Here is an 11,311-nt window from a genome sequence, read left to right as displayed (position 1 = left end):
TCACGTTCGTGACCCAGCACACGTACGAAACGGTTTCGTTTCGCATGCTCCCAGGGTATGTTCATGGTGGTACGAAGCAGGAATCTCCGGAGCGGGAAGGTGAGTGGCATGACCGAGGTCGTCGCAACGTCGCGTCGCAGCCGGATCACGCCCGAGCGCGAGGCCGAGTTGTACGAGGCCGTGCTCGACCTGCTCCGGGAGGTCGGCTACGACGCCCTCACCATGGACGCCGTCGCCGCCCGCACCCGGTCCAGCAAGGCCACGCTCTACCGCCAGTGGGGCGGCAAGGCCGAGCTGGTGGCGAAGGCGGTGCGGCACAGCAAGCCGGGCGGCTCCGCCGACGACGTCGACACCGGGTCCCTCAGGGGCGACCTGCACGCCCTCACCCTGCGCTCCGACGACTGCGAGATGGAGCAGAACTCCGCGCTGATGCGGGGTCTGGCGATGGCCGTCCACGGCAATCCCGACCTCCTGAAGGCGTTCAAGGAGCATCTCATCGAGCCGGAGATGGCGGAGTTCCGCCGAGTGCTGCAGCGGGCGATCGACCGGGGCGAGGTCCGAGCGGACAACCCCGCGATCGACTACGTGATGCACATGATGATCGGCGGGTTCGCCGCCCGCTCGCTCATCGACGAGCAGCCACCCACGCAGGCCTTCCTCCTGTCGTACATCGACGCCGTGGTCCTCCCCGCCCTCGGCGTCACCACCACCTGACCACCCTCTGGTCCCCGAGCAAGCCCACCATCTGACGTCACCGCTCACGTCGTCGGGCTGATCACCCCTGCCCTGATGAACCCCACGACCTGACCGGGAGTACGCCTCCGTGGCCACGTTTCTGTACAAACTCGGCCGTCTCGCCTTCCGGCGACGGCACTTCGTCGCCCTCATATGGGTCGCGCTGCTCACCCTGGCCGGGGTCGGCGCCGCCTCAGCGCCGCCCGCCGGCAGCACGTCCTTCTCCATCCCCGGCACCGAGGCCCAGAAGGCCTTCGACCTGTTGGAACAGCGCTTCCCCGGCATGAGTGCCGACGGCGCCACCGCGCGCGTGGTCTTCAAGGCGCCCGGCGGCGAGAAGATGACCGACCACGACAACAAGGCGGCCGTCGAGAAGACGGTCAAGGAACTGCGGAGCGGCTCCGAGGTCGTCTCCGTCGCCGACCCCTACGCCGGGCACGCCGTCAGCGGGAACGGCACGGTCGCCTACGCCTCGGTGAAGTACAAGGTCTCCGGCATGGAGCTGAAGGACTCCTCCAAGGACGCCCTGAAGGAGGCCGCCCAGCACGCACGCGACGCCGGGCTGACCGTCGAGGTCGGCGGTGACGCGCTCACCGCGACCCCCGAGACCGGCTCCAGCGAGATCATCGGCATCGGGATCGCCGCCGTCGTGCTCGTCATCACCTTCGGCTCGCTGCTCGCCGCCGGATTCCCGCTGCTCACCGCCATCATCGGCGTCGGCATCGGCGTCTCCACCATCACCGCGCTCGCCAGCGCCCTGGACCTCGGCTCCACGACCTCCACCCTGGCGTCGATGATCGGCCTGGCCGTCGGCATCGACTACGCCCTCTTCATCGTCTCCCGCTACCGCGCCGAACTGGCCGAGGGCCGCGAGCGCGAGGAAGCGGCCGGACGCGCCGTCGGCACGGCGGGTTCGGCGGTGGTCTTCGCCGGCCTCACCGTCGTCATCGCCCTGGTCGGCCTGTCGGTCGTCAACATCCCGATGCTGACCAAGATGGGCATCGCCGCGGCCGGCACCGTCGCCATCGCCGTCCTGATCGCACTGACGTTGATCCCGGCGCTGCTCGGCTACGCGGGCCGCAAGGTCAAGCCGGCGGGTGAGAAGAGCAAGCTGCTGGGCGGCGGCCGTACGCCGAAGAAGCCCGGCCGCCCCAACATGGGCACCCGCTGGGCGAGCTTCGTCGTACGGCGCCCGGTGGCCGTCCTGCTGCTCGGCGTGCTCGGCCTCGGCGCGGCGGCGATCCCGGCCACCTCCCTGGAACTGGGCCTGCCAGACGACGGCTCCCAGCCCACCTCCACCACCCAGCGCCGCGCCTACGACCTGCTCTCCGAGGGCTTCGGGCCAGGTTTCAACGGCCCCCTGATGGTCGTGGTCGACGCCAAGGACAGCGCCCACCCCAAGAAGGCGTTCACCGAGGTCGGCGACCAGATCAAGGGCCTGAAGGACGTCGTCACGGTCACCCCGGCCGTGCCCAACAAGGCCGGCGACACCGCGACGATCACCGTCGTACCCAAGTCCAAGCCGTCCTCGAAGACGACCGAGGACCTGGTGCACGCCATCCGTGACAAGGGCGCGGACATCGCAGAGAAGACAGGCTCCAAGGTCCTGGTCACCGGCTCCACGGCGATGAACATCGACGTCTCGCAGAAGCTGAACGACGCGCTCCTGCCCTACCTCGCGCTGGTGGTCGGCCTGGCCTTCCTGCTGCTGATCGTGGTCTTCCGCTCGGTCCTCGTCCCGCTGAAGGCGGCCCTCGGCTTCCTGCTCAGCGTGCTCGCGGCTCTCGGCGCGGTCGTCGCGGTCTTCCAGTGGGGCTGGCTGTCGGGCCTGATGAACGTCGAGCAGACCGGCCCGGTCATGTCGATGATGCCGATCTTCATGGTGGGTGTCGTCTTCGGCCTCGCGATGGACTACGAGGTCTTCCTCGTGACCCGGATGCGGGAGGCGTTCGTGCACGGCGAGAAGCCCAGCCAGGCCGTGGTCACCGGCTTCAAGCACGGCGCACGGGTCGTGACCGCCGCCGCCGTCATCATGATCGCCGTCTTCTCCGGCTTCATCGGCTCCAGCGAGGCGATGGTCAAGATGATCGGCTTCGGCCTCGCGATCGCCGTCTTCTTCGACGCGTTCGTCGTCCGCATGGCCATCGTCCCGGCGGTTCTCGCCCTGCTCGGCAAGCGGGCCTGGTGGCTGCCGAAGTGGCTCGACCGCGCACTGCCCAACGTGGACGTCGAGGGCGAGGGCCTGCGCACGGAGCCCGCCGCGGCCGGCAAGGACGCCGACCCCGACGAGGAGAGGGAGCTGGTACGGGCCTGACGTACCGCTCCTGAGTCAGAGCGGCCGGTGAGGGTGCCCGTGGGGACGGGGCTGCACCCTCACCGGCTTTCTGCGCTGCCCCGAAAACCTCGTGAGCGGGTATCGGGCGATGGCGTAGCGTGCCCGGCATGACGACGACAGCCGCCACTGACGCCGACGAGTCCGGAGCCCACCCCCGTTTCGCCGAAGCCCTGCGTGACCTCGGTCTCGCCGACCTGCTCACCCGGACCAGGAGGTTCCCGGAGGCCACCCGGACCGCGCCCGAGGCCGCCGCGGCCATCGGGTGCGAACTCAGCCAGATCTGCAAGTCGCTGATCTTCGCCGCCGACGGCGTGCCGGTGCTGGTCCTCATGGACGGGGCCTCGCGCGTGGACGTGGAGCGGGTGCGGGAGGAACTGGGCGCCGGCAAGGTCACCCGGGCCGACGCCGGGGTCGTGCGCGAGACCACCGGGTACGCCATCGGCGGCGTGCCGCCCTTCGGGCACCGCACACGCACGCGTGTCCTCGCCGACCGCTCGCTGCTCGCCCACGACGTGGTGTGGGCGGCCGCGGGGACGCCGCACACCGTCTTCCCGATCGAGCCGAAGGAACTGGTGGCCCACGCCGGTGCCGATCTGGTGGACGTGCGCGAGCAGACCGCGTGACGCCGCTCGTCACGGCCGCCGTACTGCTCGTCGCCGTGACCCACGCCGGCTGGAACGCCATCGCGCACCGATCACCGACAAACTGGTCGGCTTCACCCTGACCTCCGGGGGCGGGGTGCTGATCGGGCTCGCGATCGCGCCGTTCGCGGTCTTCCCGGCGGTGGCCGCCCGGCCGTGTCTGCCGGCCTCGGCGGTCGTGCGCATCGCCTACTACGCCCTGCTGATGACCTCCTTCCGGCTCGGCGACTTCGGGCAGGCGTACCCCATCGCGCGCGGCAGCGCCCCGCTCGTGGTCACCGTGCCGGCCGCCGTGTTCGCGCACGAGGTGCCCGGCGACCCGGCGCTGGCCGGGATCGCCGTGTCCTGTGTGGGCCTCATCGGCGTCAGCCTGTGGGGGCTGCGCGGAAGCCGGCCGAACTGGGCGGCGATCGGCGCGGCCCCCGCGACCGGGCTGACGATCGCGGCGTACACGGTCATCGACGGCCTGGGCGTACGCGCCGCGCACTCACCTTGGTCCGGCGTCCCGGCTGTGTTCATCCACGCGTCCAAGCGTCTTCTTGATCAATTGCCGTCACTGGTCGAAGCCTGGCGCCGCTTCAGGAGGTCGCTGAGGAAATGACCCAGGGGGACGCACAGGTCCGGCGCCCCGCTTTCGGCTCGAGAGCGGGGCGCCGGATGCGGGCCAGCCGGTCAGAGCGGAAGCTCGGGTCTGGCGGTGCCTCGCGCTTGACGGCTGTGACCGCTGGCGCCTGTTGGCGACGCTCTCACCCCAGCGTGAGCCATCGGATGCCCAGGCGGCTGACGTCCGATGCCTCCTCCCTCGTGATCGGCTCGCGCCCCGTTGCCTTGCGCAGGAAGCGAAGCTGACCCCAGCCCAGCTTCTCCAGCGTGGCTGCCCCATCTGGGCCGACCAGAAGATCCTGCACCAAATCTGCGGCCTGGGAAGTCAGCCACGGCTCGCGCCCCAGGGCGTCGGCCAGGTCCAGGCCGTGCACGGCGACCTCAACCACGCGCGTCAGCAGGAACTCCGACAGGAGCATCGGATCACCGTGCCGGGTGCGCACCACACGCCCTTCGGACTCGGCCCGGCACAGTCGGTCCACCTGTTGCCAGGTGGTGTTGAAGTCGTCGGCGAGCGCGTCACCGCTGAGCTGTTCGGCCGCATGCACTTGGGCCAGAGCGATCCGAGCCGCGTTGGTGTCCGGAGCGAAACGGCCGTCGGGCCGGTAGTACTCCACCGCCGAGACCTCGGCACGGGCCGGCGCCGATGCCGCCAGCATGCCCGGCAGCCAAGCAATCACCACCCGGACATGAGCCAGCAAGTCGCGCACTTTCCAGGGCGCACACCGCGTCGGCAGACGCCATTCGGCCGTCGAGACGCCAGTCATCGCCCGCGCGAGTTGACCCGCCTCAAGACGAAACGCTTCAACTACCCGCCCCTGATCCATGCCGATCAAGCTACCCGGCCTGCGTACAGACGCGCGTGCGCGACGCTGCCCGAGTCCTCAGTCAAGCCGTGCTCATGCAGTGGTAAGTGGGCTGTTCAGGGGGCTTGGTGAGTTCCTGTTTCAGTCATGGTCTCCCTCGTCGACCGTTGTCCGGGAGCGTGACGACGCGGGAGGTCCCAAGGACCTTGCCCTGCGCATTGAGCGCCTTCACTTGGAAATACGGTCCGGGGGCGTTCGTGGTGACGGCTGTCTCGAATCCGGAGCGTGGGGCGTGTCTGACAACGACCGACAGGGAGTGGGGGTCGGACCCGGCAAGTACCCGCCAGGCTCTCGTCCGCGTCGAACCGTTCCAGGAGGCGTAGACGACGTTGCCCTCGGAGTCGGAGCGTGCCGCGACACTCGGGGGGTAGTACGGAGTGCCGATCCATTCGTTCCGGAATGCTCGGTACGAGATGTTGGAGCCCGGCAGTTTCGCGTCGTAGAGCAGGTTTCGCAAGCCGTTGCCCTGGGTGTTTCCCTTACCCGCGTACTCGGAGTAGTACGGGCTCTGGCCCCATCCGATGAACTCGTTGCCGTTGGAAAGGGCCTGTGTATTTCCCTGGGTCGGTGACTCCAGCGGCGGCTGGTGGTAGTAGGTCCTGTCCACGGTCGCCTTCCGGCTGCGGAAGTCGAGGTTGAGGATCAGGCCGTGCGACACCTGTTCGGGGGCGCCGTCGGGCAGGTCGCAGCAGCCGTCGTCGAACATGCTGATCCGGTTTCCCGGCCGGTATCGGGCATCGTGCTGCCAGTAGAAGTCCGCGTTGGGCCCGAAGGCGAAGTCGCTTTCCTTTCCTCCGATCTGATAGCGGATTCTCCCGGATCTCTTGGTGACGTCGTAGATCGCCCACATGTTCCGGGCCGAGATCAGCAGTCGGCCGTCAGGACCCTCGTCGACGGAGTTGATGTGGAAGGCATCCCACACGCCGTCGGACGACGACGCGCTGGACGCCGGCTCCTCGGAATCCGCGGGGTCCAGGTGGTCCAGTGCGTTCCACGAGAAGAGCAGTCTGCCCGTGGCGAGGTCGACCTCCTGGATCTCGCTGTTCTCGATGGAGCCGTTCTTCGGCCCACCGTAGGGCGTGAGGTCCATGGGCACGGGCTTGGATGCGATGAACAGCGCGGTACCCCGGCGGGTCAGGGTGAACTCGTGCTCGTCCGGGTAGTAGCCGTGATGCGCGAAGACCGTCTTGAGCAGGCGGTAGTGGGTGTCGTAGATGTAGTAGCACCCGCCCGGTTCCGGGGCGCCCGCCGGCAGGTTCGTGTACCACGGTGGCAGGGCGAGGGTTCCCTGCCACCAGGTCAGCACCGGCTTTCCCCGGCCCCTGCGGGCGTCGTAATAGGTCTGGACCCTGATGTCGGCGTTCTGGAGGTTCGTGGAGGGGAGCGGGCGGAACCAGACCGGATCACCGGAGTTGTCGTTGATCAACGCCCCGGTCTGGCCGACCATCCTGTCCGCGCTGAACGGGCCCACGAGGATGTCTCCGCGGGCCGTTCCCGGTTTGTTCGCGGTCACGGTCACCCGCATGGGGTGAAGGCCCGGCTCGGAGACGAAGCTCCACACATCGCTGCCCGAGAGGATCGGGGGCGGAGAACTTTTCGTCGGGGGGAAGGGCTCCGTCGCGCACAGGTGGTCGCGCGCTCGTGCCCTCGCCGCCGCCGGGGGCACGCAGATTGCGACGACGCACCCGGCGGCGAGCATGCAGGCCCCAACAGTGCGGCAGGTCCGCCTTCGTGTCCGGCGAATCCGCAGCTGTCGCGTCGCCATTGCCGGCCTCCTGGGCTCCCGGCACCCTTCCCCCATGGCGGTGCCACTGGTTTTCGAACGCTTCGTCCGGTTCACCCCTCCGACCCGGAAGGATCAAGATGGGGGCATTCGTCGGGCGACGGTAAGCGACCAGGGCCGTCTGCACCTGCTCAAAGCCACGCAGGTGGGGCCGTTCGGCAGACGTGGCCTCACCCGGACAGGCGCTGGTGTTCTGTGTTGCGGCGGGCGATCAGGGGCACCGAGCCCGCGCACCAGACGCCGACAGTCGCCGGCATCGGGACGCAGTCCATCCTCACTGGTCGCCTGCTCCGTCGGCCGACGGAGCAACCTCCGGATGCCTGGAGCGCCGCTGGTGCCATGGAGGACGGATCCGCGCCGGCCGCCGGAAGCGAGCCGCCAACTTCAGGTCGATCATCGTCGGGGCCGCGATCGGCGCGTCTTCTTCAAGGAGCGCTCCGGCGCGCCCCGGATCGCGGCGGCCGGGCTGCTGGTGGTGGTCATCGGGCTGATGATGCATACGGGGTGAGCGGGTAGCCCGGTAGTGAGAACCACTGGGCAGGAACCGGACGACAGGGAGCCGTCAATGACCGACAAGCCGACCGTCAGCGTGCTGGGTACCGGCATTATGGGGGCCGCGATGGCCCGGAACCTGTGCCGCGCCGGGCTGGAGGTCCGCGCGTGGAACCGTACGCGCGAGAAGGCCGAGCCGCTCGCCGCCGACGGCGCACGGATCGCGGACACCCCCGCGGAGGCCGTCGAGGGCGCCGACGTCGTCCTGACCATGCTGTACGACGGCAACACCGTCCTGGACGTCATGCGCGAGGCCGCGCCGGCACTGCGACCCGGCACGGTGTGGGCGCAGTGCACCACCGCCGGGATCGAGCTGGTCACCGACCTGGCCGCCTTCGCCGACGAGCACGGACTCGTCTTCTACGACGCACCCGTCCTCGGTACCAAGCAGCCCGCCGAGGCCGGTCAGCTGACCGTGCTGGCCGCCGGGCCGGAGGAGGGGCGGCAGACGGTCGCGCCCGTCTTCGACGCGGTCGGCGCGAAAACCATGTGGACCGGGTCCGACGGCGGCACCGGCAGCGCCAGCCGGCTGAAGCTGGTCGCCAACAGCTGGGTGCTCGCGGTCACCGCGGCGGGCGGTGAGATCCTCGCCCTCTCCCGGGCCCTCGGCGTGGATCCGCAGGGATTCTTCGACCTCATCGAGGGCGGTCCGCTCGACATGGGGTACTTGCGGGCCAAGGCCGCGTTGGTGCTCGACGGCAGGCTGACCCCGCCGTCGTTCGCGGTGGCCACCGCCGAGAAGGACGCCCGGCTCATCGTCCAGGCGGGCGAGCGGGCCGGGGTCCGGCTGGACGTCGCCGCCGCGACCGCGGAACGGCTCGCCCGCGCCGCCGCCCAGGGGCACGCGGACGAGGACATGGCCGCCGCGTACTTCGCCAGTTTCGAGGACCAGGCGTCGACATGACGGGCCGGGGTACCGGGCGCACCCTGGAAGCAAGGGTTTTCGGAGGTGATCGTCATGATGCACACCGCTGTGGGATGGCACGTCGAGCTTGAGTTCAAGGAGGACGATCAGCACACGAGGGCGGCGGCTTTGGTGCGCTTGCCCGACGGAAGCGAGGTACGGGCGCACGGCCACGCAACCCGGCACCGCGTCGACTCCAACCAGCCAAGGGTCGGCGAGGAGATCGCCGGCGCACGTGCCCTCAACGAACTGGCCATGCAACTGCTGACCAAGGCACACGACGAGATCGACGCGGCGTCCGGGCGGACCTCGCACACGATCAACGTGTGACAGCGCGCGTGCGCCCAGGAGCTCGCTCCGGGGCGCACGGTCCTGCGTGAGCGCCCCTGCGAGCGTGAGCGCCTATGCGAGCGCCGTGCGCACCGCCCGTACCAGTGCCTGTGCCCGCGGGTCCGCCGTCACGCTCTTCCGGAAGCCGTTGGTGACATAGCCGAAGGCGATGCCGGTCTCCGGGTCGGCGAACGCGAGGGCGCCGCCCCGGCCCGGATGCCCGAAGGAACCGGGGGAGAGCAGCGGGGACGCCGCCCCGTGCAGCATGTGGCCGAGGCCGAACCGGGTGCCGACCACCAGGACCCGGTCCGGTCCGGCGGACTGCTCGGCGCGGGCCAGTTCCCTCGTCTCCGGAGTGAACAGCCGGGTGCCGCCGTCCACCTCGCCGATCAGCGAGGCGTAGAAGCGGGCCAGCCCGTCGGCGGTGGCGATGCCGTTGGAGGCGGGCAGGGCGGCCGCACGGTAGGCGGGGTCGTTCTCGTCGGGCAGCGGGGTGATCGCGGCGAACGCGCGCCGGGTCAGCGAGTCCGGGTCGGCGTAGGCCTCGGCCACCGCGCGCTTGGGGCGGGTCTTCAGGCCGCCTGCGGTCTCGGGTGCCTCGACCGGGCCGACGCGGCCTACGCGCGCGTGCTCCGATTCGGGCAGGCCGAGCCAGAGGTCCGCGCCGACGGGGCCGGCGATCTCGTCCGCCAGCCACTCGCCGACCGGGCGGCCGGTGATCCGCCGGATCAGTTCGCCGGTGAGCCAGCTGTAGGTCTGGGCGTGGTAGCCGTGGTCCGTGCCCGGCTCCCACACGGGCGCCTGCGCGGCGACGGCCGCGGCGCCCAGGTCGGGGTCGGCGGCCTCGGCGGGGGTCAGCGGGCGGTCCAGCACGGGCACGCCGGCGCGGTGGGCGAGCAGGTGCCGGACGAGGGTGTGCTCCTTGCCGGCCGCCTTGTACTCGGGCCAGTACGCGCCGACCGGGGCGTCCAGGTCCAGTTCGCCCCGCTGGTGCAGGAGCAGCAGCGCGGCGGCGACGACACCCTTGGTCGCGGAACGCACGATCTGCGCGGTCCCGGACTCCCACGGGGCCGTGCCGGCCGTACCGTCGACGTCCTTCGCGCCGGCCCACAGGTCGACCACCTTGTGGCCGTCTTGGTAGACGGCGACGGCCGCGCCGCGCTCCCCGAGCAGCGCGAAGTTCGCTGCGAACGCCTCCCTGACCGGCTCGAAGCCCTCGGCCACTGTGCCGTTCACGTCCACGCCCGCCGTCCCTTCGGTCACTGTCCCATCGCCTGCGACAGTGCGTGCAACACTGGCTGCGCGCCTGTGATTCCTCGGTGGGATCAGCCCAGCAGGATCGTTATATCGATGTTGCCGCGCGTGGCGTTGGAGTACGGGCAGACCTCGTGCGCCGCGTCCACCAGCCGGGCCGCCACGTCAGGGTCCAGCACGGGCAGGGAGACGCTGAGGGCGACCGCGAGGCCGTAGCCGCGCGTCTTGTTCGGGCCGATGCCGACCTTGGCGGTCACCGTGGAGCCGGTCAGATCGTAGCCCGCGCGGTTGCCGACGAGGATCAGCGCGTTGTGGAAGCAGGAGCTGTAGCCGGCCGCGAACAGCTGTTCCGGGTTGGTGCCGTTGCCGTCGCCGCCCAGCTCCGGAGGCATCGCGACCTTCAGCTCGATCTGGCCGTCCTGGCTGGTGACATAGCCGTCGCGGCCGCCGTGGGCGGTGGCCTCGGCGACGTACATGATCTTCGTCGGACGGGTGTCGACAGCGGTGTCCTCGGTCATGGCCGGCCTCCCCCGGAACAAGTAGCGCGCAAGTACATCGTGCACAAGGTACTGGCTGGTAGGTCAGGAAGCGGCAGCAGGGGTCGCAACCATGGGTAACGCGAGATCAGCGCGGGATCAGTGCCCCCGGTCGGCTGCCGCGTCGACGCGTTCGGTGAGTCTCCACAGCGCCTCGCGCAGCGATGCGACCTCCCGCGCGCCCAGGCCCGTAGTGGCGAGAAGCGCGCCGGGTATGCGTGCCGCGCGCTCCCTGAGTTCCTCACCGCGCCCCGTGCACGCCACCAGCACCGAGCGCTCGTCGCCGGCGGCGCGCTCCCTTCGCACCAGACCCGCCCCCTCCAGCCGCTTCAGCAACGGCGAGACGGTCCCGTAGTCCAGGCGCAGGGCGCGCGCCAGCTCCTTCACGCTGGTCTCGCCGCGCTCCCACAGCACCACGAGCACGAGGTACTGCGGGTAGGTGAGCCCGAGGTCGTCCAGAAGTGGACGGTATGCGGCGGTCACGGCGCGCTGTGCGGCGTACAGCGCGAAGCACAACTGGTCGTCCAGCAGCAGCGAGCCCTCGGCGGCGCGGTCCTCGTTCGTCACGCGCCCATTGTCACGGACGCGCCGCGCCGACCGTCGGGCACACCCACAGCCGCCGACGACGACCGGCCACGCCTGCGACCGACCACCGGTCACGCCCCCTGCCGAAACCCGCCGCGCCGCGCTGCCGGCTCCCGGTCACGAGGGCCGCCGACGACCGGTCACGCGCGCCACCGGCCCGCGGTCACGCGCCGCGCCGACCACCACG

The 11,311-nt window shown here is 70.4% G+C and carries 10 protein-coding genes and 2 pseudogenes; 7 read left to right on the top strand and 5 right to left on the bottom strand.

The window, feature by feature from the left end; all coding sequences use genetic code 11:
• Window positions 1–108: 108 nt before the first annotated feature.
• The 4 genes and pseudogenes from AB0M27_RS32035 to AB0M27_RS32020 all read left to right on the top strand — a co-directional run.
• Window positions 109–714 carry a TetR/AcrR family transcriptional regulator gene (locus AB0M27_RS32035; RefSeq protein WP_365726906.1) on the top strand — a complete coding sequence of 202 codons (606 nt, stop codon included), beginning with the start codon at window positions 109–111 and terminating at the stop codon, window positions 712–714.
• Window positions 715–823: 109 nt separating this feature from the next.
• Entirely contained in the window at window positions 824–3,049 is a 2,226-nt protein-coding gene (locus AB0M27_RS32030; protein WP_365726904.1) for an MMPL family transporter, read from the top strand.
• A gap of 128 nt (window positions 3,050–3,177) precedes the next feature.
• Window positions 3,178–3,693: a YbaK/EbsC family protein gene (locus AB0M27_RS32025; protein WP_365726902.1), complete on the top strand. Its 516-nt coding sequence runs from the start codon at window positions 3,178–3,180 to the stop codon at window positions 3,691–3,693.
• Window positions 3,690–4,195: pseudogene (locus tag AB0M27_RS32020) on the top strand (EamA family transporter); the annotation flags it as partial. The gene AB0M27_RS32025 and the pseudogene AB0M27_RS32020, both read left to right, overlap by 4 nt.
• Window positions 4,196–4,457: 262 nt before the next feature.
• Here the strand turns inward: AB0M27_RS32020 and AB0M27_RS32015 are convergent.
• Both AB0M27_RS32015 and AB0M27_RS32010 read right to left on the bottom strand, forming a co-directional pair.
• Window positions 4,458–5,141, bottom strand: a complete 684-nt coding sequence (locus tag AB0M27_RS32015) for a maleylpyruvate isomerase N-terminal domain-containing protein (protein ID WP_365726900.1) — start codon at window positions 5,139–5,141, stop codon at window positions 4,458–4,460.
• 124 nt (window positions 5,142–5,265) lie between these two features.
• On the bottom strand, window positions 5,266–6,693 hold the full coding sequence (locus AB0M27_RS32010; protein ID WP_365726898.1) for an arylsulfotransferase family protein: 1,428 nt from the start codon (window positions 6,691–6,693) through the stop codon (window positions 5,266–5,268).
• Window positions 6,694–7,352: 659 nt separating this feature from the next.
• On the opposite strand from AB0M27_RS32010, the pseudogene AB0M27_RS32005 reads away from it, so the two are divergent.
• From AB0M27_RS32005 to AB0M27_RS31995, 3 genes and pseudogenes are all read left to right on the top strand, one after another.
• Window positions 7,353–7,471: pseudogene (locus tag AB0M27_RS32005) on the top strand (EamA family transporter); the annotation flags it as partial.
• A gap of 57 nt (window positions 7,472–7,528) precedes the next feature.
• Window positions 7,529–8,419, top strand: a complete 891-nt coding sequence (locus AB0M27_RS32000) for an NAD(P)-dependent oxidoreductase (protein WP_365726893.1) — start codon at window positions 7,529–7,531, stop codon at window positions 8,417–8,419.
• Between the two features lie 54 nt (window positions 8,420–8,473).
• A complete protein-coding gene (locus tag AB0M27_RS31995) occupies window positions 8,474–8,749 on the top strand; it encodes a DUF1876 domain-containing protein (RefSeq protein WP_365726891.1) in 276 nt (91 codons plus the stop codon).
• A 72-nt stretch (window positions 8,750–8,821) separates the two neighbouring features.
• Here AB0M27_RS31995 and AB0M27_RS31990 read toward each other — a convergent pair whose 3' ends face one another.
• From AB0M27_RS31990 to AB0M27_RS31980, 3 genes are all read right to left on the bottom strand, one after another.
• Complete coding sequence (locus AB0M27_RS31990) at window positions 8,822–9,991, bottom strand: serine hydrolase domain-containing protein (RefSeq protein WP_365726943.1); 1,170 nt, start codon at window positions 9,989–9,991, stop codon at window positions 8,822–8,824.
• A gap of 83 nt (window positions 9,992–10,074) precedes the next feature.
• Complete coding sequence (locus AB0M27_RS31985) at window positions 10,075–10,521, bottom strand: organic hydroperoxide resistance protein (protein WP_365726889.1); 447 nt, start codon at window positions 10,519–10,521, stop codon at window positions 10,075–10,077.
• Between the two features lie 117 nt (window positions 10,522–10,638).
• Window positions 10,639–11,106, bottom strand: coding sequence for a MarR family transcriptional regulator (locus AB0M27_RS31980; RefSeq protein WP_365726887.1), 468 nt, complete (start codon window positions 11,104–11,106; stop codon window positions 10,639–10,641).
• Window positions 11,107–11,311 lie beyond the last annotated feature (205 nt).

This window comes from Streptomyces sp. NPDC052107 (assembly GCF_040680215.1).
Taxonomy (GTDB): domain Bacteria; phylum Actinomycetota; class Actinomycetes; order Streptomycetales; family Streptomycetaceae; genus Streptomyces.
The sequence above is the reverse complement of the archived record's forward strand: the minus strand, read 5'-3'. Positions and strand labels throughout refer to the sequence as shown.

Coding starts and splice junctions, on each gene's coding strand:
- AB0M27_RS32035 (WP_365726906.1), top strand. CDS start 109: ATGACCGAGGTCGTCGCAACGTCGCGTCGCAGCCGGATCACGCCCGAG.
- AB0M27_RS32025 (WP_365726902.1), top strand. CDS start 3,178: ATGACGACGACAGCCGCCACTGACGCCGACGAGTCCGGAGCCCACCCC.
- AB0M27_RS31985 (WP_365726889.1), bottom strand. CDS start 10,521: ATGACCGAGGACACCGCTGTCGACACCCGTCCGACGAAGATCATGTAC.
- AB0M27_RS32015 (WP_365726900.1), bottom strand. CDS start 5,141: ATGGATCAGGGGCGGGTAGTTGAAGCGTTTCGTCTTGAGGCGGGTCAA.
- AB0M27_RS31995 (WP_365726891.1), top strand. CDS start 8,474: ATGATGCACACCGCTGTGGGATGGCACGTCGAGCTTGAGTTCAAGGAG.
- AB0M27_RS32000 (WP_365726893.1), top strand. CDS start 7,529: ATGACCGACAAGCCGACCGTCAGCGTGCTGGGTACCGGCATTATGGGG.